We start from the raw sequence: 25584 nt of genomic DNA on the forward strand, positions 1-25584 counted from the left end.
TCAAAGTCGAATGACCCCCGCGATATGCTTTTTGGGCTAAAAAATCTCGGAGAAACTGGATGCGTGCTCTGCGTCGTGTCCGAGTGAAAGATGGTCGCAACCAAGCAGGCAGGTTTATCCGAGTATGCCGGGAGTCGCCTGTCTGGAAATCTTTCAGAGAACAAGTCAGTGCATGGTGGGGTGACCAGCTCGACAAGTGAAATGATAATGGCTTCAGTTTTCGCAGCAAGGGGAGATTCGACGACTTAAAACAGGTCGATCTTCTAGGAAAGCCCTACGCCTGCGGATACCACTTCTTAAGGCAATCGGAATTAAACCATTGCGGAAAACAGAATCCCATAATCCGCCCGCAAGGGAATTAACTTGCAAACTACGTTTTCTTCAACGTAGTTGGGAAAAACAGACTTATCCGATTTGATTTCCTCAGCGATGTAAAATTACCCAGCTTGCTGGTCATACAGCCTCAAGAAAATAACGCCGAGAGTCCAAAAATATTTTTTTTGTCACTCCCACCCAGCCCCTCGCCCCCCACCGTGATATGGCGCAATACGGCCATCGTGCAAAGCAGAAGCGACGAGAACGCGCCGCACCTGATGACCCATCAACGACTCAATACCAGCGGGCGATGCCATTCCTCCCCCCGCGACTAACTCGATTTCAGGCACTTCCCGAGAAATCTCGTCCAACAGATCTTCCGTCCGTGCTCCAGTACCTTCGCCTACTGCTTCCACATCAAGGACCAGCAACGTGCCAACCCCCATCCCAGCAACCGTCTTCGCGATTTCCAGAGCAGACAACCCCACAAGTTCAGGCCGGTTCGTGAGTGGTTTCCCCTGCTTCAAGTCCAAACTAAAAACCAATCGCTCTGGCTCTATTGCCTCGACAAGCTGCCGCATGGCCTGCCAACTCACCAGCGACTCGAGGCCCACAATCCAACGAAAAGGGCTCCAGCCTCGCAGATTTTCGGAACATGCTTGCCATCGAGCAACGCTCCCAACGCCCGCATCAAGCCAAACATTCAAGCCTTGAACGGCGATTGCCTCGAGCGTAGCCGCGTCGACCTGGCCACCAGCAATCGCATTCAAGTCGGCGACATAACAGTCGCGAAAGCCAAAGGTCTGCGCCAACAGCATGGCGATTGTGCCTGGGCGCGAATCGTCGACATAGCGAGATTGAACAGGCAGATATTCATCGCGACGCCCAGCAACTCCTCGCACAACTTGCCCCAAGCGAAGATCCATCACCGGCAAAATAGCATCGTACCAGGCAGGGCGATCAGAAGGTGAACTCAAGCGACTTTTCCGAATAGAGAGGCATGTGTCGATAATAAACCTCTAGGATCATCGCTGAGAGACACGTAACGTACAATCGCCCTCCGACCTTGGCGTGCTTGTCATCGAAATACCAACTGCCGTTGGTGTAGCCGCGTCGCGATTGAGTTTTTACGAGATACTCCTTCATCTCTTCATTCCACGCCTCCCACTTGGGGCCACCGTAGTGGCTCAGAACATTGGTTGCGTAGTAGTTGTAGTACATATCGCTCTTCGAGGGCCCTTCTTCCATCAGGAACTCGACCCCCTTTCGCAACCTGCGATCCTCCTTCGGCCAGCCCAAGTACATTCGCGAAAGCAATCCAATTGATGTGGGAGAAACCATCTTGCCGGGATGCTGGTAGCCGTAGTAGGCGCCATCCGCTTGCTGCACTTGATCGAGCCAAAACTCTGCCATTCCAATCGTTGAGCTAGAAACCTTGATGTCTCCTAGGAGTCCGCTTTTCAACGCCATCAACTGCCAGCCAAACACACTGATATCCCCTGGCTGCTGCGGCTCGTAACGCCAGCCTCCCTCGCTGTGCTGGGCATACTCAATGAAACGAATCGCTTGAGTAGCGTCCTCCTTCAAAGCGGGATCGCCTGTCATAGCATAGGCCTCACACAATGACAAAGCCGCCAAGCCATGGCCATACATCGACCCCATTCTCAGGTCGCCCCCATTGGGCCCGATCACCTCGTTAGCACGTAAAAAATACAACCCTTTTTCAATCTGTTCACGATAGGGATTGTCATTCATGTGGGTATAGCCTCGCCCAAGAAACGGCAACAATGCCATCCCAGTCGCCCCTGTGGCGGTTACGGCTTTCCCAGGGTTAGGACTTAGCTTGCCAATTTCCGTTTGCTGATGATCAAAACTCCACGAGCCATCCGGCAACTGGTGCGCGGCAATCCACCCCAAAGCCCGATCGACCGCATCCTCTGTCGCTGGAGAGCCACCACGCGCGGCCAACAATTCTTGACGCATCGCATTACTTCGCCCCTCGAAACCACCACCTTTCTTGGAAGGAATAGCTTGCTGCCAGGGGAAGTTTTTTTGCAGATCGGAAACCGAATCAACGGTCGTGGCTTCCGATTCAATAGCCGCTTGATTCGAGCTAGGATCGACCAACTGACTTAGCTCACCGATTGCGGCAGAATCGGCCTGAACGAGTTGCTCTAGCTGATCGTTGGCGGTGCTCACTTCAATAGGAGTTAAGACCTGCTCCATTGTTAGATCCAGCGATTCATTATCCGCTGGCAGCAACAACAAGTCGTTCGCATTGCCTCCGCGCCCGACCGGGGCAATCCACAAGGCCAATACCACCAGCAAGGCAAAGTGAACGGCCGCACTGACCAAGAAGCCGATACTTCCTCGCAACCGATCCGAGGAAAAGAACTCCCACCTACCCAAGCGAAACTCGATGCGCACCGGCTTCCCTTCGACCGAAGCGGACGACCCTTCAGATGGATTCGCGTTGGAATTAGCAGTGGACAAGGAAAATCGAGTTACTGGAGCTCAACTGCGTTTTTAGATGAATGGACGTGCTATGACTAAGCAGCCTCTAACTCTAGGTCGCAAACCACTTTCACTAGCGCAGTAAAAAACCTCGTGTCAAAAGGGGCTTCGACACGAGGTTGCATTAGTTGAATTGCATCGGCTTTACCGATTAAAGCGGGAAATCTTCATCCGCTGCCGCCGCTTTATAGATCGGCAAGTGACGATAGTAGACCTCCAACGTCAACAGCGTTAGCGACGTGTTGTACAGCCGCCCGCCTCGCTCGGTATGAGGGCCGCCGAAATGCCAGCTGCCAGCCTCAGCTTGACCCTGGGGCACCTGAGACTTAACCAGGAAATCACGCATCTTATCGTTCCACTCTTCCCACTGCGGGCCACCATATTGCCGCATCACTTGAGTGGCATAGTAGTTGTAATACATGTTCGCATTACCACCCACGCTAGGCCCCTGCTTAGCGAGTGCAGCCACACCTTGCTGCAACGCAGGATTATCCTTTCGCCAGCCGGTATACATCCGACACAGAAGCCCAACCGCATTCAATGGCGCCCGATCGCCTGGATCTTCGTAGCCGTAAGCCGCACCGTTCTTCGTTTGCACGGAATCCAAAAATTTCACCGCCCCAGCAATCGTGTCTTTACGAACACCCAAGTAGCCCATGTGCCCACTCTTGAGCCCCATGACCTGCCACCCGACGACCGACGTATCCCCTCGCTGGCGAAACTGGTACCGCCAGCCACCACCAATCGGGTCCTGAGCCGCCTGAATATAGTTGATGGCATACTGGGCTGGTGCCTGCAGCTTTTTGTCCTGAGTCATGGCATAGGCTTCACACAAGGCAATCGTGGCCAGCCCATGCGAATACATGTTGCCATCTTTTTCGTGCAAGCTGCCGGTATCCCCACGAACTTCCATCAAGCTCACCAAAGCATTCAGCCCGGCGCCGACCTGGTCTTTGTATTTACCTTCTTTGTGCGTGATCCCAGAACCCAGAAACGGCAACAGCGCCATCGCGGTCGCGCCGCGGGGTGAATTAGCAAACGTCCCCCAATCCTTGCTACCTGGCTTCTTGGCACCACTGCGATGATCGAAGCTCCAAGTCCCGTTTTTCAGCTGATGGTCCGCAATCCACTGAATGCCGAACACCACCGCCTCTTCCGAGGCCCCTGTGCCGCCGTTCTCTCGTAGCATCTGCAAGCGCGTCGCCTGCCCACGCCCTGAGGTGGCGTTCCCGCTGTTCCCGGCCTGGGTCGACATAATGTCGGAAAACGGCATCGTTTCTTCAGCAAAGTCGCTTAGCTCAACCATCTGCGTGGCCGCCATTTGCTCGTCGAAGTCCGAGAAATTGACCTCATCGCTAATAACGGCCTCTTCTGGCTGCTCGAGAGGGTTATCGAATTCGAGCTTCTCCATGTCGACCGGCTCGAATTCCTCCATGACAAATTCCTCGATCTCCTCCGCGTCTGGCGCGTCATCGACCGTAAGAATCTGCCGCTCGTTCTTGCTCTCTGGTATGAAGATGGTCAGCAAGATCATGAAAAAGACAAGATGGACCACCAAACTGATCAACCACGAAGGAACTGCCGTAAACAAAAAGAAGCGACTCCCTAAGCGGCCGCGCACTTCGTGATCAACATAATCTTCAGACATGGCAATTCTCCGTATATTTCGTCGCTTCACGCTAGAAGCGGAGATACTCAATGCAATGACCAATCAGATCGCCTACCCACTAGGGCAAACACATCCACGGGCTGATCCGAAGCGAGAAGCCTCTCAGCCGAACGGAACGCCAGAATGCGAGGCGCAAAATTGATGAGACATCGACACTATATCTTATCTTACGGGAGAGAATCCGCCACAAAACCCCCACTCAAGGGGCTTTTTCATTCGCTTTACTAAGCTTCGCCTGGGCCAGATCAACTTCCCTTGCTTCTTCTTTCGTATCTAGCCAACGGTTTTATTCCGCCCCCACTTCCTGCCGTTCGCTTCTGCGGTGGATTTCCGCAACCTTGCACTGCCCCTTCCCAACCACCCGGGATTTTGCTAAAAACGAAGGTTTCGACGACATCTTCCGCTGACCTTTAGTAGGTAATTGGTCCAAACGCCATGGCCAAAAAGAATAAAAAAGCTGAAACCGTGTTCCTCGTCTGCGAAGAAACCGGTGACTACAACTACTCGCTGCGACGCAAGCCAGGTGGCGAAAAGCTACGCCTGAAGAAATATTGCCCTCGCCTGCGCAAGCATACGCTGCACGCCGAAAAGAAAAAGTAAGCTCCCCCGCATCGTTTCTCGATAGCGATTGCGTGCGCCATTTGTGCGCTGACAAGCGAGCAAATAGACAGTATAAGCCGGATCCTTACGGACCCGGCTTATTGCATGCGCAGTAACTAAACTCGCCGATCGAAAGCCCAAGACTCTTGGGCGGTGGCGTCCTCCTGTCTAACGTCCTCCCTTAGACTCACCCCAGAGAAAACCAAATAGGCAACCGCTTCAACGCGAGAGCTGCTCACTTGCGAAAATTCCCCAACCCGAACTTTCGCATAGATCCCCCTAAATCACGCCACAGGGCTGGAAAGTCGCTCAACTGTCCCGATAATTAACAACGCCCTTTACTTCTTTTCTTTCAAAGATGGAGCGACACGACCTGACTTATGGATGCAAACTGGCGAATACTCCCGCACGATGTAGCCGTTGTCCGAGCACTAGAAAAGGCCGCCAGTATTCCTCCAGTTGTCGCTCAGCTGCTCATTTGCCGAGGAATCCGCGACCCTGAAACGGCTCGCGAATTCCTGGACGCGAAACTCTCGGGCCTAAGAGATCCCGATCTTCTTCCAGGCGTCAAAAAAGCAGCCGCCCTGATCCATGCCACCGTAAAAGCGAATAAGAAAATCATCATCTATGGTGATTACGACGCGGACGGGATCACATCGACTGCGATCCTTTACCGCTGCCTGAAACTCATGGGAGCCTCGGTCGGTTATTACGTACCTCACCGCATTGACGAAGGCTATGGGCTGAATGTCGAAGCGATTGAAAAGCTTTCCGAGCGCGGTACCGACCTGATCATCACCGTCGACTGCGGAATTGCCAGCGTGGCCGAAGCGGCCAGGGCCAAGGAATTGGGGCTGGACCTGATCATCACCGATCACCACGAGATGGGAGAGACCTTGCCAGACGCAACCGCTCTGGTTCACCCCCGGCTTCCCGGCACCAACTATCCGTTTGGCGGGCTTTGCGGAGCTGGTGTCGCCCTGAAACTGGCTTGGGCCCTCTGCCAGCTCGAATGCGAATCGAAACGAGTTACCGATCGCTACAAGAACTATCTGCTCTCGGCGGTTGGCCTAGCCGCCATCGGAACCGTGGCGGACGTGGTTCCCCTGACCGACGAAAATCGCCTACTCGTTCGACACGGATTGAATTGCCTGCGAGAGTTTCCCGTGCTGGGCATTAGCGCACTGAGTAAAATCACCGGACTACAAGACAAACCAGCACTAGCCAGCGACGACATCGGTTTCACGCTCGCTCCACGCTTAAATGCGGCAGGCCGTCTCGGCCAAGCTCAGCTCGCGATCGAACTTCTCACGACCGACTCTACCGAACGAGCCACTGCCCTGGCCGACTACTTGCACCAACTTAACGACAGTCGCTCGAGCCTGGAACGCAGTGTGCAACTGGCCGCCACAAAACAAATCAAAGATGAGTTCGATCCAGAGAACGACCCTGCCCTGGTCCTGGCTGGTCGCGGCTGGCACCCCGGTATCATTGGTATCGTGGCAGGCCGTCTGGCGGAAAAATACAACCGCCCTGTCGTCATGATCGCACTGGACGAAGCTGGCGTAAAACCAGGGGTCGGCTCTTGCCGCTCAGCCAATGGTTTGAACCTGCACGAGGCCCTCCAAGCTTGCGACCACCTACTCCTAGGGCACGGAGGGCACGCAGCCGCAGCCGGCCTGCAAATCGACGAAGCCCAGATCGAGAACTTTCGTCACGAATTCTTCGAATACGCGGCAAGCAATGTGAGCGAAGCAGACCGCGTTTCCGAACTGGTCATTGATGCCGAAGCTCCCTTCACACAGCTTACCCGCCAGATTGTCGAGCAAATTGACCTTCTGGGGCCCTTCGGCCAAGGCAATCCCCGCCCCTTGATGTGCGCCACCGGCGCCAAGCTGGCTACCCCTCCCAAACGCATCGGCGGAGGCGAACGCCATCTGTCAATTCAGCTTGAACACCATGGCATCAAAATCCGTGGAGTTGCGTTTGGTCGCGGCGACTGGGCCGAAGAACTTGAACAATCGGAAGGCCCTCTGGATATTGCTTACCACCCAGTAATCAACACCTTCCGCGGCCGCAGCAACGTAGAACTGCACTTGGTGGCCTGGAAACCAACTCAATCAAAAACCCTAGCACCACAAACCAGGTAACCTGCTCTTCGGCCTACGCACCGCATCTAACGACACTCACTAGCCGTGTAGGCTCAGTAGTCCATCCCGCGCTTCGGGATCATCCTGGAACACATGGATCGCAGAAGCGATGAGCACCAAAGAATCGCGGAAGTCCGCCTCGTCAAAGGCGATACTTTCAAGAACCTGATCTTTCGTGTTATCTCCATAACCTGCAGGAAAAATGATCGTCCCTTCAATCTCTAGCTTCTTCATCATTGGCAAACCAGACACCCCAACATGGCGAAGCATGTGCCAAGGGATCAGCCCAACCCGCCTCTTGAACCCCTGTCGAGTCAGAACTAGCCACGCCACCCGCACCCAAACCGGCACCAAATGCCCTCCCCCCAAGCTTGAGGCACCAATTACATTCACTTCGAGCCCTTCCTTGCAAATTCGCAATAGCGGCCTGCGACGAGCATAAACGTTAAACCAACTAAGCAACGCGACGAGGCACATAGGGACAGACATGACCAACAAGGCCACTCCTGCCTCCGTCGCCTTCCTAGCGTCTCCTTGCCCCACGATCCTCAACAGAAACAACGGCCCCGAAACAACAAAAAAGAGAGCTAGCATCGAGAACAAGATCGCCCCCACATACAAATACCAAGTCTTAGCAAAGAAGACAGACTTGACGCCAGACACCGACTCCTTCACGAAACACTCTCCCAAAATTACTATCGGTAACGTGATCGCTAGACATACCAAGTCGAAATACCACCACCCGTCTCATTGCCATTTGCCACCAAGATAACTCCCAAGTTTGCGTTCAGAGTTGTCGCGTTGAGGATCGATGCCAAGCAAACCTCAGACCGCGAAATAGACATGGCAAGTGCCTAGGACGCAATTTTCCGATTGTCGCAGACACCCCAACATGGCGCAAACGCCGTGATTCCATCGCGGACGCTATTGCATGTTGGTGACGACTGTTTTCATCTGAGCCGGTAGCGGTGCGTCGAAGCTTTTCGGCTGGACCGACAATCGATAGTCGCCCCACCACTCTCCTGCGGCCCAATAGCCGACGGCGGCCTTTGCCCGGTGTATCAAACGACAGGCCTCGGCCAACAGTTCCAGCCACTGGGGCTCGTTCGGCACGCCGATTTCACCGACGAAGCCGTACACCTGGTTCTGCTGGCACCAATTCAGAAAGGGGTCGAGCGTCCTTGATGGGCGACCGGCGATCTGGGGATCAAGCTTCGCTTCTTCAGCGAAAGAGTCCGCATACTTGCCACTGGCATCGGAATCGAAGTAGGCGTGGGCTTCGTAAATGGTTCGCTGGGCGGGATCGTTGATCCAGGCCGACTCACCGTTCACTTCCGCAAACCGCTTCGAGGTAGCCCAGTCGTTGCCGGAGACCGAAATCCAGCGCTGCTGATCGACCTCACGGATCGCGGCGACAACTTGATTCGAAGCCGCAGCCCAATCAAGCCCCTGGAGGTCGTGCGGTTCGTTCATGATTCCATAGGCGGCAATCGAGTAGTGCCCCCTAAGTTGCTGGGCGATCCGGCGCCACACATCGGCCAGATCGTCAACCGAGAGCAGGACCTTGCCCCCCTGCTTTTCCCCTAGCACCACTTCAAGAGGCCGACCGTCAACCGATAGCCGATAACGGCCGTAGTTGTGCAAGTCGAGGATCGCGTTACCACCGACGTCGGTAATCCAGGAAAGCAGCTTCTGTAGGCCGCCAAAGTAAACGACGTCGAGTTCACCCTGCAGTTGCGGTTGGAGCCGTTCCCAGGCAATTGGGATGCGGAAACTTTTCACGCCGTGGTCGTAGAAGTATTGAACCGTTTGACGGGAGTTGAACGTGTAGTCACGTCCCAGCGTCCCGGGATTGGCTTGCGAAAACTGCGGACTGTGGGTGCCGAACTCTGGCCCCGCCAGGTTGACGCCCACGTCCAACGGCGGGACATCGTGCCCCCCACCTGCGAGCACAGGCTGCCCGAGGCTCCACAGGCCAAGTGTTGTTGCGGTCCCAGCGGTGAACATTCTTCGATTGAGATTCATTCTTCAGTCAATCTCTCAGACAAGACGTCAGTCGTCGTATTCCCAGCAGGACAAACTTAGCTTTCGGCAGGGCATATGGCACGTAAGTCATCTACGACTGCCCAAAAAACCAAGATATTGCTACCTGCCCCCTCAACTGCATAACCCCTATATACACTACAATCGCTAGCGGTGCCAAAAAGCGCAAAGGTTCCGCCAAAAGATCGACAGCGTGTCGTTCTAGAACCACGCATTAGAAAGCAGTGACGTACTTTAATGACGACTACGTCATCGATCGCCCTCTTAGCTCGCGGAAGCCATCGCGAGGAAGCACAACCATGACTGACCGACAAACGACATCGCATTTTCCCCAAGCAGTCCGCCAGCTGATGATCGTGCTGGCAGTTATTTCGGCAGCCACCTACCTTACGTACCGCCTGCTTTTCACGATTAATTTCGAGAGTCCCTACGCGATCGTCGCCTCGGCAATGCTGCTGGGGGCCGAATTCTGGGGGGTGTTCTTGATGTTCCTGTACTTCATGCAGGTTTGGCGGCAGGTCGAGCCCGAGCCAATACCCCCGCTCGAGAACCGTTCGGTCGACGTCTTCCTGCCCACGTATAACGAAGACGTGCAGTTGTTACAGGGCTCGATCAATGCGCTCAATCAACTCGATTACCCACACACGACGTACGTGCTGGACGACGGACATCGCCCGGCAGTCGCCGACCTGTGTCGCGAGATGGGAGTCAATTACATCTCGCGCGATGACAATCTCCACGCGAAAGCGGGCAACTTGAACCACGCGTTGGATCAAACCAACGGCGAGTTCGTGGTTATTTTCGACGCCGATCACATTGCTCGGCCGAACTTCATTTCCCGTACGCTGGGTTATTTCGCGGACGACAAGCTGGCCTTCGTGCAGACGCCGCATGCGTTTTACAACTTCGATAGTTTCCAATCGCACGTCGACTTCAAGCGGGGAATCTACTGGGAAGAAGGACAGCTCTTTTACAACGTGATCCAGCCTGGCAAAACCGCTTGGAATGCGAACGTGTTCTGCGGCAGCGCGGCGATCTTCCGCCGCACGGCGCTGGAAGATGTCGGCCTGATTGCGACGGAAACGATTACCGAAGACATGCACACCGGGCTACGGCTGCATGCCAAGGGTTGGAAGTCGTTGTTTGTCAACGAGCGGATGATTGCCGCCCAGGCCGCCCCCGATATCACGACCTTTGCCGCACAGCGTTTGCGTTGGGGTGAAGGCAATCTCAGCATCTTCGCCTACGACAATCCGCTGACAATGAAGGGGCTGACGCTCGGACAGAGGCTCAACTATCTGGGCTCGATGCTCGGCTGGACGACCGGTCCGGCGAAGGCCTTGCTATATGCGGCCCCGATCTTGATGCTGTTGTCGGGCGTCTCGCCGGTGGGGCAGTTCACGATGGGACTGCTGGCCGTGACACTTACCTATCTGCTAGTGACCTGGGCGGCCGTGAAGGTCGTCAGTAACGGTTATGGCCGCTTGTGGGACATGGAAGTTCAGGCGATGACCAACTTCTGGATTCAATGTTGCTGCCTATATCGCGCGATTATTCGGCGTGGTCGCGGGAAGTTTGTGGTGACGAACAAGCGTGGGCGGCAGAACACCAAGTTCACGATGCTGATCGCTCCGCACGTGACGGTGATCACCCTCGGCGTGGCGGCGATCGCCTGGGCCGCAGCGAAGATCTACTTCGGTGCCAGCAACGATTACGTGGCGTTGGCAGTGGGTGGCCTTATCATCACCGTCCAATCGCTCATGGCCTTTGAAGTCGTCCGCAAGGCGTTTCGCCCTGCCGATGGACGCTTCTCGTGGCGTCACCCGACCAATGAAGTTCACATCTGTTACGAAGGGGACGGCCTGCGTGGTCAGGCCATCAGCGTCGATGTGAACGAATCTGGCCTGGGAGCGATTGCCTATCAACCCATTCCCGTGGGGGCGATCGTTACCTTGAACATCTCGACCGTCAATCGGCAGCTGATCTGCCAGGCCGAGGCACGCAATTGCTGGCAGCTAACCGAAGGACAGCCAGGATTTCAGGCATTCCGCATAGGATTCCACTTCCTGAACCTATCTCATTCGCAGATCTGTGATCTGTGGTCGATCTCGTCAGAAGCAGCGGTCGACGACCAATATAAGCGCCTGGGGCCCAGTGCGACTCGTCAACGGCGCAAGAATGTCATGCGTCTGCCGATCGAACTGGCCGCGAGTCAGGGAGCTCAAGCTTCGGTCAATGTGGTCTCGTCGGTTTTAGAAGATGAGTCAATTTTCTTCGATTCCACCTTAGCGTTGGACCTGAATCAAGAAACGTTTTTCCGCATCAACTCGCCGGTCGGCGCGATTAGCGGGATGGGCAAACTGGAAAAGACCGAACGCCCCAATGAGTATCGTCTGCGTTTCACAAAGTTCGACAACCAGTCGCGAAGCTTGCTGAAGAGCCTGCAAGCGTCGGATCGGCAAACGAAGACGGCATCGGTGCTGAATCCAATTTCCTCGACCGCCCCGCGACCATTGGTTCGTCCCCTGATTCATGGAGGTTGGATGGCCTTGGCGGCATCCGTTATGTGCGTGCTGTGCGCCTGGCATGTCTGGAAAGACAACTATTTCCTATCGACTTTGGGCAAGGACCATCGACCAATTAGCATGGAGCAGCGTGACGAGGCGAACGTCATTTTGGCCAAGATTATGGAGTCTCCCTTGGACAAACAGAGCCCCGCACTCCTGTTCGAGGCTCGCCGCGTGTTGGAGTTGCTGGGCGAGAAGGAGCGTTTGCAGGCACTCGATCAGGTTTTGGCCAAGGACTTCCCAGACGACGTGGGGTTAAAGCTGGCCCGTGCCAGTGCACTGAGCAAACGAAAAGAGTATGTCGCTGCTTACGATGAATTCAAAGAGATCGCAGCCGCTGCGTCCGCTGGAGAAATCAAGCCGAACAAGACACAACTATTTCAGATTGACGTCGGCTTGGCTCGCAGCGCGGTTTCGGTTAAGCAGTTTGAGATCGCCACGGCTGCCTATCGCAAAGCCCTGAGGGTCAAGCCCGACGCCGAGGTCTCCCTCGAACTGGTGAACGTGCTATTCGATCAGAAGCAACTCACCGCCGTGCGCGAGCTCTTGGCCGAGATGCCTCCCAGCTTCGATGCCCAGCAAATTCAAGCCCGGCTGGAGATGGCCGAAGGGAAACCTGAAGCTGCCGTCACGCTGCTACGTGAGCTAACCGAGCAGCATCCCGACGCCTACAGTTTACGTAGCCTCTTCGCGAGTGCCCTGGAAGATACCGGTGAAAACGAGCAAGCAATTGCCCAGCTCCAGAAATTGGTTGACGCAGGGTATCAACTGGCGGACACGAAACTTCGGCTCGTCAATTTGTTGATGATCGAAAAAAAGTTTCATCAAGCCGTTCCCCTTCTGGACGAACTATCGCAACAGATTGTCGACGATCAGACGTTTTGGCCCTCGTATGTGAATGCCGTGCGGCACTTGAAGCAGCCTTCGCCCAAGATGCGCAGTAACCTGGACGCGATCTACGAGAAGTTGACTACCCAAAAAGGTTGCGAACCGTTGAAAGAAGATCTCGCAGAGTACTTCGCCTCGGATCAGCAGTTGGATCGTGCAACCACGTTGATGTCGCAATGCGTGCACGAGCAGCCTGACAATCTGCAACTGCGAAAGCGATATGCGGAAATGCTACACGACGCCGGGCAGTATGTGGCCGCCGACGAACAGTACAAGTTACTGTTGGAGCTCGTCAATTCGTCCGACACACAGCCTGTTTCGATCCTACGCAACCCTACCTGATCCTATGGGAACCATAGAATCAGGTAGGCATAAGCAACGTCGTTATTGTAGACCGCCGAACGGGTAAGGCTCGTTTCGGCCCCGGCTGCCAGGCGGCCGCAGATGTCCCAATAGCCACGCACTCGACCGATGTTATAGAACTGCCCTTGCGAGTCCCATTGGGCACGATACTCGAGCGAGACCCAACGCTGCGGCGCTCCTTCAAAGTCGTAGCGTCCCAGATGCCACTTGTACTCAAACCCAAGGCTGACTTGCGAAAACCCCGACGGAGCGAAATAGGGATGAATCGTCCCGTCGATCCCAGGTCCAGGCCCGAAGATGGAACCTTCGTCGAACGAGAGAAAGTCGTAATCGGCCAGAAAGTTGAGCTCGTTCGGGGCCTTCATCAGCTGGAAGCGATTGTGCACGAACAGGTCGTGACGAAAGTTGTGATCAGAGTAGCCACTGAAACGATATCGGCTTTGCATCGTCCACCACGACGTCGGCATCATGCTTCCCGCCAGTCGCCCGCCACCCATGTAGATGTCTTGAGCAATCGACTGGCTATTCTCGGCGACATTCTGCAGAAAGCCACCTAGTTCAAAGCGGCCATCAAACCACGTGTCGACCGAGACTCCCGTGTCGAACACCGGCCGAGGTGAGAACCCTTCATCAAAAACCTGAACATCGACCTCGGCGAAGTAGCGAAAGTCTTCCCAGAATCGCTGGTGAATACCGGCCCCAAAGGAATTCCCCAGAACGGTGCCGGTCGTCTTCGGATCGTACACCAGGTGAGCGTAGTCGAAGCGGAGGAACTGATCGGCATCGCCGAGTGGAATTTCGGCTCCCCATTCCAGAGAGACACGATTGATATTGGCCAGCCCGTTACGACCACTTTGTCCGAAGTAGAGGAAGTCGAACGTCCCGCGGGGCTGCGTGCTGCGGCTGATGCCTGATAAGGCAATTCGGGCCGGCTCGCTACAAGGGTTAACGCAGAGCAGTTCCTTGTAGGTATTCATCGCCGCACAGGTACGCTGCTTTTCCAGGTACTGCTGCCCCAGATCGAAATAGGCATCTTCGTTCGCTGGCTCTACCGCGATTAACGATTGGTAGTCGCAGATTGCCTGAGTCGGACGCCAATCTTTCCACGACTTCGCCTGGCGTTCCAATGAGATCGCACTGGCCACGTCCATCGGAGCAGGCTGTCGAGCGGTAAGCGTCAACGCAGGCCCCACATGCACAGATTGAACCGGCATTGAAGCTGCCGACGGAGCATCGCGTAGCAGCGCGGCATAGACCGCGTCCCCTGCCCTGCGACCATGAACGGCATACGTCACGCGAGCATACTCGCGGCGGGCGGTGACAAAGGTCGGCATATCTTGATCCAACCGAGCATAGACGGCATCCGACTCGACCGGTTGATCCATCTTCAAGAGAACTCGGGCGAGCCCTATCCGAGCTCGGGCATTGGTTGGTGAAAGAGCGATGACACTACGATACAGCTCTTCCGCTCGGCACAAGTCAGGCATGCAACTGCCTGCCGCGTAAGCATCTGCCAAGCGAACGGCGATCGAGATCTGACTCGAGCTCATTTGATTGGCTTGTTCGAGAATACACGCCGCCAGCGAGTCGAGGCACTGCGCGAGTGCCTCGTCCGACATCCGTACAGAGAGTTCCAATGATTGACCGCAGCATCCCAACAGGCTTGCCTTGGCAGATTCAATCTGACTTGGCTCGCCAATGAAACATGCGGCCTGATACATCACCAAGAAACCATCTGGCAGCAACGTTCGCGAGGCAGGCTCATGGTTTCTCAGCAGTTCCATCGCTTCGATCGCCTGGCCCAGCTTTACGAACAAAAGTCCCTGTTCGATGCGAAGGGTCGACATCAGCAGCGGTTCGAAGGGGCGTGTACGCTGAAGTTGATCGATCAGTGCCGCAGCTTGATCATAGCGATGTTGACGAATCAAGAGATTCAGCAGCGCTCGATAGGCAAACACAACGCCAGGCTCTTGGGAGATGATCTCTTGATAGATGAACTCGGCTTGTCCGAGTTGCTGCTGATCGATCAACAGTTGGGCCAGGCGAAATCGAGGCCCCAGTTCTTGAGGAAAGGCTTGTGCGTAGCAACGCAGTGTCGCTTCTGCGCCGCCATACTGCCCCAATGCTTGCAGCACCTGGGCTTTCCCGTAAACGGCTCGCCGGTTGTTCGGTTCCTCTAGCAGGATCTGTTCGAAGTCAGAGATCGCCTCAAGATAGTTACCGGAACGTTGCAAAATCTCGCCCCAAAGCAAGATGCGTTCTCTTTCCGGAATCAGATGTCCGAACTCTTCGAGCATTTGTTGGGCGAGCGGCAATTGATATTGAGCAACGCGTGCTCGAGCCAGAAGGGTCAAGACATCGCTATCGGTCTGGAGTTCCGCCGTGATGGCTTCCAGTAGGAAGAGCGCGGCCAGCGAATCTTCTTCGTCCAGCAGTTCACCGCTCAGTTCCAGCATCTTGCTGATATTTTCCGGGTTGTCTTCTCCATACTGGGCGGCCAGTTGCTGCATGGCCTCGAAATTCCCCAACGATGCCAGGCACCGCAGCGCCAGCGTAAGTCCATCGTGACTAAGCGTTTGATGCTGGATCAACGGCTCTAGCATTTGGAGCGCTGCGGCGGGATCGTTCAAGGCGCGAAGCAACATCGCAGCCGAGAGGCGATCGGCATTGGAGAGCTGGATTTTCAAGACCGAGTGATGCAGCGTTTCCATCGCTGCGGCCCGTTTCCCCATCTGCAGCAGGACATTTGCCAACCGGAGTGCCACTGAAACATTGTTGGGCTCTATATGCAGTTGCTTAGTCAGGAGAGCGTTTGCCTCGTCGAACTGATGCTGACCAATCAGCAAGTCAGCCAAGGTGAGCGAGGCTTTCGTGTTCTGCGGATCCAACACCAAAACCTGGCGATAATTGGCAATCGCTTCCTGTTGGCGATCCAAACGAAGAAGGATGCCCGCATATTCCAGGCGTCCCTCCATGTCATGGGGATAGCTCTTGAGCAATGTCTCGAAACGCTGGGCCGCCACCTTCAAGTCGCCCAGGGCCACCGCATTGCGGGCCGCCTCAAGCAACACCTGGCGTTGGAGATTGTTGCTGATGTTCGGATCGGCCCCCTGGGGTAGCCTTATCGGCTTGCTCGGTGGGATCTCTTCGGCGATCGGCGGTATGAGGCTGGGCCCCTGATCCGAGTTGGCTTCGCTTGGTAGTAAAGATGCTTGTGGCTGGGAGAATCGCGCATCGTTTATCGCATTACTAGGAGGTGTAAGCGATAGCGGAATGATCTTATCCTCGCTGGCTTTCTGCAGCGATGTGGGCACCGGAAGTCTTCGAGATAAAGGAACTTCCTCCGGCGGGGCCGCTTCGACGATCCACGAAAACATCAGCAGAAAAACGAAAGCAACAGAGCGAGAAACGGCGGCTGCTAGCGAACCCTGCCAGCAGCGACATCCTCGGTCGAGTTGACCCTGACTGTCCACTTCTTGATCGAGATTCCTCTCCATCACTCACCATTTCCCGCTACATGAATCAACGTTGCTTGCGTACTATGTCTCAATTCTTTCGACCATTGGAATCGGTCGATTCAGTTTAAGGTGGTACAATCAGCGCAATCCCTAACGCTAGCAGTTTCATGCGCCTATTACGTAGAAAACGTTGAGTTGGAAGACTTTTCGGGGCCGGCAAGCGAGCCCCTTATGCCTGATCTCGCTATCTGTAGCTTTGCCGACGATCGCGGTATGGCAGGCCCCCCCAATCACAACACGACATCCAGCGTCCAGACATCCACTCGGGGCGCAACAACAGCGAACGGGCCAGAGCAGCCCAAAGAAAAAGAAACATTATCGAAGCGTTGAAGCTTTCACGTAATTCCCGGCGAGTCGCTGCGACGCTTCGCAAGTAATTTTACAAATCACTCCCCCTCTGCGCCGATTTCACCTTTTTTCAGGAGTATCAAAGATGTTCATTCAGGATGTGTCTGCCCAGGAAGTTCTCGATTCTCGCGGCAATCCAACCGTAGAAAGTTGTGTCACGCTGGAAGACGGAACCTTCGGTACGGCGATCGTGCCGTCCGGAGCGTCGACTGGCGAGCGGGAGGCGGTTGAACTGAGAGATGGCGACAAGAAGCGGTACGGCGGCAAGGGCGTGAAGAAAGCGGTCGAGAACGTCGAAGCGAAAATCTCGCCGGCCTTGATTGGCACGAACGTATTGCACCAACGGGAAATCGATCGGTTGATGATCGAGCTCGACGGGACGCCCAACAAGGCTAAACTTGGCGCCAACGCCATGCTTGCCGTTTCGCTGGCTGCAGCCCGGGCAGCCGCCAACGCGCTTGGTCTGCCGCTCTATCGTTATCTCGGTGGCTGCAACGCCTCGCTATTGCCGGTCCCCTGCATGAATGTGATCAACGGCGGCAAGCATGCTGACAACACGGTTGATTTTCAAGAGTTCATGATTGCTCCCCACAATGCCCCCAGTTTTGCCGAAGCGATTCGCATGGGAATGGAAACCTTCCACGCGTTGAAAAGCATCCTGAAAAACAAAGGTTACAGTACCGGCGTCGGTGATGAAGGCGGCTTCGCCCCTGACCTGAAGTCGAACGTCGAAGCGGTGGAAATCATTCTGCAAGCGATTTCCGCAGCCGGATATCAACCAGGCGGCGACATTTCGATTTGTATTGATCCGGCCTCCAGCGAAATGTGGGACGAAGGCCAGTACCTGTTCTTCAAGTCGGATAAGTCAAAGAAGACTTCCGACGAGATGGTCGATCTATGGAAGTCGTGGGCGGGGCAATATCCGATTGTGTTGCTGGAAGACGGAATGGCCGAAAATGATTGGGAAGGCTGGAAGACACTCACCAGCGAACTTGGCGGCAAAATCGAACTCGTGGGAGACGATATCTTCTGCACGAACTCGAAGATTCTAACGAAAGGAATCGAACAAGGCGTCGGCAACTCGATCCTGATCAAGGTGAATCAAATCGGCACGCTCACCGAAACACTAGACACCGTCGAGCTGGCCCGTAAGAACAACTACAACTGCTTCATCTCCCATCGCTCTGGCGAGACGGAAGACACGACGATCGCCGACCTGACGGTGGCAACCAGAGCTGGGCACATTAAGACCGGTTCTGGCTGCCGCAGCGAACGCGTCGCCAAATTCAACCAGTTTTTGCGGATCGAACGCCAACTCGGTAAGGACGCCCAGTTTGCGGGCCGCAAGGCCTTCAAGTACTAACAGAAGTCGATCTCGGCAACAAATGGGCGTCATTTGCTGACGAAATACTCGGAGATAAGTGAGATGGAACAACAACTGCTTCCATCTCATTGGCCGCGAAAAGTTTATCGACGATCCGTTCCTGGTATCCATCCGGTAGACCGTATCCTCCAGCGGCTGCCACCTTGTTGTTTCTGGCCACCTGTTCGCATTCGCGGTTTCGGGTTGGCATTGCCCGGCGTCTTTATTGAAGTACCACATCGATGATTACCTCGCATTCTCCCAGCGAATCCCCGCCAAAGCCAAGAGAAGCTTCCGACCAGATCGATACAAGCGAGTAACAATATCTTGGTGATACGGCCAAGCAAAAAATAATATCGCCGGGAATGCCTCCGCCAGTTTCTGAGCTGGGCGTTGCGATCTTTAATTGAAGTTCACCATCAAGGTAATACCGTTTTCAAACGGCGGAGTGCCTAGTTGCAACTGCGGAACTTGACAAAGGTTTCAACGCGCAAAGTGGATTCGTCATGCCGGCGCTAGCGCAGGAACGAACTGCGTGGCCTCATGACAGCGGCGAGTTGCACCGAGCGAGCCGAAGACGATCGCAGAAAGAAGCGCGAACCACGGGATACAAGACGATCATTTTTCGTCACGAGATATGAAATTTGAAGTAATTATCTGTTTCCTTCGAAAACTCTGTCACACAAAGATGAACCCGTGGAGATTCCTCTTAGACGACTACAAACTCTGAAGTTAGCTCACCATGCTTAACGAAAATCAGCAAATTCGATTTACACAGCTTTGGACGGACGTTCAGCCGGTTGTGAGTCAGTTCGTGGCGTCGTTGATTAAAGATCAATGGGCAGTTCGCGATGTGGTCCAGAATACTTCGCTCACACTGCTAAAAAAGTTCACGGAGTACGATGAAATGCAACCATTCCTCCCATGGGCGCTAGGCATCGCGAAATTCGAAGTCCTCAGTCACCGTCGAGACTCTGCTCGCGATCGCCTGGTCTGCAATCCAGAATTCCTTGAACAATACACGAAGAGTTGGGCTGAGCTCGCGCCGCGTATGACTGACGAAATAACAGCGTTGCAGGCATGTGTCAGCGAACTCAAAGGCCGACCGCGAAAGATTCTGGAGTTACAAATTCGAGACAATCAGACTTCGGAAACGATCGCGGACAAACTAAACCTATCTGCGGCGAACGTTCGCAAAATTCTCTCACGAACACGCCAGTCACTTAAGGATTGCATAGTGCGCAAGTTGGCAATCTCGGGAGAATCCGCATGAGTGCCGAGATCGACGACCTGATTGAGCGATGGCTGGAAGGCTCTCTCAATGCCGAGCAAGAGAAAGAACTTCAGAACTGGTTGCAGTCAGATCCCCAAAACATGCAATCCTTCACTGAGGCAAACATCCGCCACCAGATTCTGCAAGATGCAATCCGTAGCGAACTTGTGACTAACGAGATTAAAGGAACGTCTTCAGCTTCTGCCAAACGCTCAACATTTGCCTGGAAACAGTCCCTTGCCATAGCGACAGGCATCGCCGCCTGCCTGCTAATCGTCTTGTTCGTGTTACGCCCGAACAAGAATGGCAACTCCGAACGAACTCCATTCGTGACGGTCGCAATGGTCGAAGATCCTGGCAGCGATCTTACCGTCGGCGATCGGATCAGCGCCCAGGCCATCATCATTCAAACTGGATTGGTGCGGCTTCAATTTGACGATGGGGTCGAGGTGACGCTGCAGGGACCCGCTAGATATGAACTTATCTCACCAGGCCGCACTCGCCTGGACCGGGGACTCTTGACCGCCACTGTTCCCCCAGGAGCAGAGGGTTTCAAGGTCGATACGCCAATGGCAGAAGTTATTGACTTGGGAACAGCGTTCGGAATTCAACTGGACGACGACGGGAGGGCATTAATCTCTGTGTTCGATGGTGAAGTCGAAGTCCACTCGGGCGACGATTCCGAAACGCGTCTGGTTCGCGAAGGCGAAGCCGTAGAGGTCGCTAGTTTGAAAACCATTCTGGAATCGAAATTCGATACCTCGCCTTATGAGAAGTTGTGGCCTGCTTCATCAGGAATTGCTGGCTCAAGCGGAGCGTTCAAATACGCACCACCATGGCCTCGACGCATGGGACGGATTCAAAGTGACGAAAACCTCATGGTTTTGCAGGAAGGCTACGCGCAAACGCTGGACGCACCTCTCACTGTTAATGTGGTCGCTCCGGGAACATACCGACATGATTCGCAATTGATTGATCAGGAAATCCCGGCAGGAACTCGTGTTAAGAGTTTCCTGCTTCAGTTTCGCCCTGCGAATGATAACGAGGCAGAGAGTTCCGTTCAACGAAGTCGTCCCAACCCTGATGACATTAAACGGATTACCGGAGACATCACGTTTGACCGTCCGGTATTGGGTTTGATCGTGCGTGGGGACGACCTGCGATCCAGCGATGGCCGGTTCTCGGTACGTGGGGGACAAGTCCCTCAAAAAGGCCGATCGCTCGAATTGTTTGGGACACCTCGTGATGACGTACTCACGCTCAGCAAGGATCGACGAACTATTTCACTCGATCTGGCTGCTTTTGGACAATTCAACGATCAGGTTCGCGTCATTGTGGATGAATCGCTGGAGCAATAAGGAAGTACCATGAAAAATACCAACGACCGATCTCAGGATACATCCATAAAGAAATTCAATTGCCTCGCTGTCGCTGCGATACTTCTCATGACTTTTAACGCGACCCAGGTGAGCGGTGAGGAGAAGCTATCGAAAGACCAGTTGGCATTCTTTGAGACGAAGATTCGCCCTGTGCTTGTCGAGAACTGCTATGCATGCCACTCGGAAAAAGCAAATGAGAATCAGGGAGGGTTGCTGCTGGACTCGCGTGAAGGGATGCGTCGTGGTGGCGACTCTGGACCGGCTGTCGTTCCTGAAAATCTCTCTGCAAGTCTGCTGATTGCAGCCATCCGCTATTCCAGCGATGACTTGCAAATGCCGCCTGAGGACAATGGTGGCAAACTACCGGCTCATGTGATACGTGATTTTGAAACTTGGGTACGAATGGGTGCTCCCGACCCACGTGATGGACCAGCCAAAATCGTCAGCAGTTACGACACATCGGACGCCAATTCGTGGTGGTCTTTCCAACCGATCAAGCGAGTAATGCCGTCTTCAATGTCAGTCGCTTCACCGCATGAAGCTTGGCCAAGGACTGACATCGACAAATTCATCGCGGCAAAATGGGAATCAAACGGACTGACGCCGGTTGGTGACGCTGAACCGACGGTGTTGCTACGCAGGCTACGCTTCGATTTGACTGGACTTCCACCGAGCCAAAAAGAAATGGCGGACTTCTTGTCACAGTGGCAGAAGGCCCCCGCGGCGAGGCAAGAGTTGCTTGAGAATACCGTCGACCGCCTGCTCGACTCACGAGAATTTGCAGAGCGGTGGGGACGTCACTGGCTTGATGTTGCTCGCTATGCGGAATCATCAGGCAAAGACGTTAATCTCGTCTACCCTCATGCGTGGCGATATCGCGACTATGTTATTGACGCGTTCGATAAGGATAAGCCGTTCGACGTTTTTTTACGCGAGCAGATCGCGGGAGATCTATTACCGGCGAAGAATGAATCCGAACGAGCCGAACACCTCATTGCCACAGCCTTTCTCGCACTTGGTGAAAATCCAATTAATGAGCGCAATGCCAAGCAATTCGCCGTTGATTTGGCGGATGATCAGATAGCCGTTGTCTCTCAAGCATTCCTCGGACAGACGGTCGCGTGTGCTCGCTGTCACGACCATCGTTTCGATCCGATTACTCAGCGAGATTATACGGCACTGGCGGGAATTTTCCTTTCCACAGAAACGAAGTACGGAACGGCAGGCGCCGTGGGGGGCCGGAACCGTGCGGGACTGATCGAACTACCTGCAGGTGCAAACCTACCAGTTGTCGGCAATGGAATGAGTTCCGCAGAAACTTCCGGCAAGCAAAGAAAGTTGGAAAGACTCAAGGAACAGCAACGCTCTGCCCGTGCCCAACGTGCGAACGGTGGACGTGCGACAGATAGACTGACCGATTTTGATATCGTACGAATCAACACACAGATTTCACAACTAGAATTCGAACTGAGCATTATCAACGAGGATGGTTCAGCGAAGGCACTTGCGATGGGTGTCGCAGATCGCCCTGTTTCGCTTCCCGAAATTCGGCGTCCCGGTCGACCGGAACGTCCTCGCAGTCCGCAAAATGGACGACCAATGCGCCCCGGGCAACGCATGCCTCCTAATCGGCAGATGAGACCGGGGCAGCCGATGCAAGCGGGAGCGAACCGGGAGCAGATGCAACAGCGTGGACGGAACCAAGCGAGCGGATTTGAACAGATCGGGGACAGCCCCCTGTTTCTCCGTGGCAACATTGAAAACGAAGGACAGGAGGTCCCAAGAGGGATTCCCGCACTCCTTGGATCAGGAGAAGACATCCTAATTCGCCGCGGTAGCGGACGTTTGCAACTCGCAGAGGCGCTTGTTTCTCCCGATAACACCCTCACTTCGCGAGTCATCGTCAACCGGACCTGGCACTGGCTGTTCGGACGCGGAATCGTCGCAAGTGTCGACAACTTTGGCACCTCCGGCGCTGAGCCCTCTCATCCTGAATTGCTCGACTATCTCGCAGATCGCTTCGTTCAGAACGGTTGGTCCATGAAAGATCTCATCCGAGAGATCACACTCAGTCGCGTCTATCAGCTGTCATCATCCTACGACGCTGTAAACTTTGCTGCCGATCCAGATAACTCCTACCTGTGGCGACACACTTCGCGACGCCTTGAGGCGGAAGAGTTACGGGACGCAATCCTATCGGCAGCGGGGAGACTTGATCTATCGCCCGAACCAGCATCGCTAATCGGGCGAGCCGGTGACGGGCCAATCGGAGGGCTTCGATTTCAAGCTGTGACGCTCGATGAAATAGGTGGTGCGGATCACCAGTTCCGGTCGATCTACCTGCCGGCGACTCGCAGTGTGCAACCGGCAGTCCTCGCTGATTTTGATCCGCCGGACAGTTCCGCAACGGATGGAGCCCGCGAGGCAACCAATGTTCCGTCACAGGCTTTATTCATGCTCAATAGTGAATTTGTCGCACAGCAGTCGCAACATTTGGCGGATACAGCGTTGCGTAAATACCCTGGACGATCGGTTTCCTCATCCGTCCCACAGCGACTTGAATTCGTATTTCAGAGCATTCTCAACCGTGCTCCGACGGAGCATGAAACGCAAGCGGCCCGGCGTCTACTCGGTGAATTTGATACCCCTCGTCAGGCATGGACCAGTATCGTGCGGAGCCTCTTTGCTTCTGCAGAATTTCGCTTTATCGATTAGACCAACTTTATCTTCAGTCGATGTTTCACGTCATCAGAGAGGCATTCTCATGAACAGATCAACCTGCTCTACAATCGAAAAGCTGTACACACGCCGAGACGTTCTGCAGCGATCTGCTTGTGGGTTCGGGTGGCTCGCCTTTGCGGGGATGGCTGGTCGAACCGCTCTATCCGCTCAGTCGACGCAAACGCAAGGTCCACTGGCCCCCAAAGTCCCAACCCTGCCGCAGCGTGCCAAACGCGTTATCTTTCTCTGCATGAGCGGTGCTCCTTCGCACGTCGATCTGCTGGACTATAAACCACGACTCAATCGCGATACTGGCAAGCCAGGGCCTCGCGCCGGTTCGCAACTGCTCGGATCAAAATGGCGATTCTCGCAACATGGACAGAGTGGACATTGGATGTCGGAACTTCTTCCGAAGCTTGCTCAACAAGCGGACAAACTCTGCATTGTTCCTTCAATGCAAACCGACTTGCCCGCCCACCCACAAGCGTTTATCAAGCTCCACACAGGAACCGCTCAGTTCGTCAGACCGTCGATGGGCGCATGGACGCTGTATGGATTGGGAACCGAGAATCAGAACCTACCCGGCTTCGTCAGTCTCACACCGCCCAGCGGGTTCGGCGGAGCAACAAATTACGGTAGTTCGTTTCTTCCCGCGATTTATCAGGGGACGCGAATCGGCCAGAACGATCGACCGATTCGCCATGCGAGCGTCGCAAACCTACAGGGACGGTCCTCACGAAGCGATCAAAGAGCGGAACTTGATTTTATTCAAACACTCAACCGTGATAAGCAGAATCGAGATTCAGTGAATCCCGATGTCGAAGGGGTTATTCAGTCCTATGAGCTCGCATTTCGGATGCAGCAGGAGATGCCACAAGTTCTCGACATCTCGCGTGAGACCTCCGTCACGCAGCATGCTTATGGGATCGATAAAGATCCGACGGACGACATGGGACGGAAGTGTTTACTCGCGAGGAGACTCGTTGAAGCTGGAGTTCGCTTTGTCGAAATCACTCACGGAAACTGGGATCACCATTTCGACTTGAACAATAAACTCCAGAAGAGTTGCCGCGAAGTCGATCAGCCAATCGCTGCGTTGCTGGCTGATCTTGAGCAACGTGATCTGCTGCGCGACACGCTCGTTGTCTGGACAGGCGAATTTGGCCGAACTCCCTACGCTGAAGGCCAAGATGGACGAGACCATAATACGAAAGCCTTCACAATGTGGATGGCGGGCGGCGGCATCAAACCGGGCATTACCTACGGCCGCAGCGACGACTATGGCTACGAAGCCGTAGAAAATCCCGTTCAGATCGCCGACCTTCATGCCACGATTCTTGCAACCCTCGGTCTCGATCACAAAGCGCTCACCTACCGACATGCTGGCCGGGACTTTCGACTGACCGACGTTAAAGGAAACGTGATTGAGGAAATCATGATCTGACTTGAGCGATGATTGCCAAGCGTATTTTTGGGGATGGAAAATCGCACCATTCCAAATCGCGACAATTATCGTCCTCAGGTTGACTTTCAACCCATTTTGAACCTGCGTGTCAGAGTTCAGCCGAAACGAAAACGGGGCTAAGTTTATCTGCCGCAGCGTGCGGCAGTTCTTAGGGATGGATCATCGCTCAACCAGCCCGGCAGCCCGTGGCAAGACGGCTTCAACGAGAGCTTCTACATTTCGCAGGGCAATGTGGCCCCATCCTGCATTGCAAGACGCCGGAACTGGTGGGCAAAGAAATACGGCCGCATGATGAAGCCCAGGCACAAGGTCAAACGCGAAATCCTCAAACGACTCGGGTAGAACTATGTGCCATTCGATGGTTCGCACTCGGCTGGGCCGATTCAATGAATATCCATACTGAATTTG

At 54.6% G+C, this 25584-nt stretch carries 14 protein-coding genes; 8 read left to right on the plus strand and 6 right to left on the minus strand.

Annotation, left to right across the window (positions count from 1 at the left end; translation table 11 throughout):
• Positions 1-503: 503 nt before the first annotated feature.
• The 3 genes from DTL42_RS13060 to DTL42_RS13070 all read right to left on the minus strand — a co-directional run bounded on the left by DTL42_RS13060 (position 504) and on the right by DTL42_RS13070 (position 4477).
• A complete protein-coding gene (locus DTL42_RS13060) occupies positions 504-1292 on the minus strand; it encodes a HisA/HisF-related TIM barrel protein (protein WP_114369159.1) in 789 nt (262 codons plus the stop codon).
• On the minus strand, positions 1276-2808 hold the full coding sequence (locus DTL42_RS13065) for a prenyltransferase/squalene oxidase repeat-containing protein (RefSeq protein ID WP_147274265.1): 1533 nt from the start codon (positions 2806-2808) through the stop codon (positions 1276-1278). The genes DTL42_RS13060 and DTL42_RS13065 overlap by 17 nt, the downstream gene beginning before the upstream one ends.
• A gap of 172 nt (positions 2809-2980) precedes the next feature.
• On the minus strand, positions 2981-4477 hold the full coding sequence (locus DTL42_RS13070; protein WP_114369161.1) for a hypothetical protein: 1497 nt from the start codon (positions 4475-4477) through the stop codon (positions 2981-2983).
• A gap of 456 nt (positions 4478-4933) precedes the next feature.
• Here DTL42_RS13070 and rpmG point away from each other — a divergent pair, with 456 nt between their 5' ends.
• Together rpmG and recJ are read left to right on the plus strand one after the other, a co-directional pair.
• On the plus strand, positions 4934-5098 hold the full coding sequence (gene rpmG / locus DTL42_RS13075; protein ID WP_114369162.1) for a 50S ribosomal protein L33: 165 nt from the start codon (positions 4934-4936) through the stop codon (positions 5096-5098).
• Between the two features lie 380 nt (positions 5099-5478).
• Entirely contained in the window at positions 5479-7248 is a 1770-nt protein-coding gene (recJ, locus tag DTL42_RS13080; RefSeq protein WP_114369163.1) for a single-stranded-DNA-specific exonuclease RecJ, read from the plus strand.
• A 39-nt stretch (positions 7249-7287) separates the two neighbouring features.
• Here recJ and DTL42_RS13085 read toward each other — a convergent pair whose 3' ends face one another.
• Together DTL42_RS13085 and DTL42_RS13090 are read right to left on the minus strand one after the other, a co-directional pair.
• Positions 7288-7923, minus strand: coding sequence for a hypothetical protein (locus DTL42_RS13085; RefSeq protein ID WP_114369164.1), 636 nt, complete (start codon positions 7921-7923; stop codon positions 7288-7290).
• Between the two features lie 249 nt (positions 7924-8172).
• Positions 8173-9273, minus strand: coding sequence for a glycoside hydrolase family 5 protein (locus DTL42_RS13090; protein WP_114369165.1), 1101 nt, complete (start codon positions 9271-9273; stop codon positions 8173-8175).
• A gap of 317 nt (positions 9274-9590) precedes the next feature.
• On the opposite strand from DTL42_RS13090, the gene DTL42_RS13095 reads away from it, so the two are divergent.
• Positions 9591-13088, plus strand: coding sequence for a tetratricopeptide repeat-containing glycosyltransferase (locus DTL42_RS13095; RefSeq protein WP_114369166.1), 3498 nt, complete (start codon positions 9591-9593; stop codon positions 13086-13088).
• 2 nt (positions 13089-13090) lie between these two features.
• Here the strand turns inward: DTL42_RS13095 and DTL42_RS13100 are convergent, their stop codons facing one another.
• Complete coding sequence (locus tag DTL42_RS13100; RefSeq protein WP_114369167.1) at positions 13091-16606, minus strand: tetratricopeptide repeat protein; 3516 nt, start codon at positions 16604-16606, stop codon at positions 13091-13093.
• Positions 16607-17060: 454 nt separating this feature from the next.
• On the opposite strand from DTL42_RS13100, the gene eno reads away from it, so the two are divergent.
• The 5 genes from eno to DTL42_RS13125 all read left to right on the plus strand — a co-directional run bounded on the left by eno (position 17061) and on the right by DTL42_RS13125 (position 25155).
• Entirely contained in the window at positions 17061-18338 is a 1278-nt protein-coding gene (eno, locus tag DTL42_RS13105; protein WP_114369168.1) for a phosphopyruvate hydratase, read from the plus strand.
• 742 nt (positions 18339-19080) lie between these two features.
• Positions 19081-19611: a sigma-70 family RNA polymerase sigma factor gene (locus DTL42_RS27155; protein ID WP_114369169.1), complete on the plus strand. Its 531-nt coding sequence runs from the start codon at positions 19081-19083 to the stop codon at positions 19609-19611.
• Entirely contained in the window at positions 19608-20969 is a 1362-nt protein-coding gene (locus tag DTL42_RS13115) for a FecR family protein (RefSeq protein WP_114369170.1), read from the plus strand. Before DTL42_RS27155 ends, DTL42_RS13115 begins: the two co-directional genes overlap by 4 nt.
• Positions 20970-21056: 87 nt before the next feature.
• The gene (locus DTL42_RS13120; RefSeq protein ID WP_158545360.1) at positions 21057-23705 is read left to right on the plus strand and encodes a PSD1 and planctomycete cytochrome C domain-containing protein; all 2649 of its coding nucleotides are present in this window, start codon (positions 21057-21059) and stop codon (positions 23703-23705) included.
• A 49-nt stretch (positions 23706-23754) separates the two neighbouring features.
• On the plus strand, positions 23755-25155 hold the full coding sequence (locus tag DTL42_RS13125; protein ID WP_114369172.1) for a DUF1501 domain-containing protein: 1401 nt from the start codon (positions 23755-23757) through the stop codon (positions 25153-25155).
• Positions 25156-25584 lie beyond the last annotated feature (429 nt).

Origin of the sequence: Bremerella cremea (assembly GCF_003335505.1) — a bacterium.
In the GTDB taxonomy this organism is placed as follows: Bacteria; Planctomycetota; Planctomycetia; order Pirellulales; family Pirellulaceae; genus Bremerella; species Bremerella cremea_A.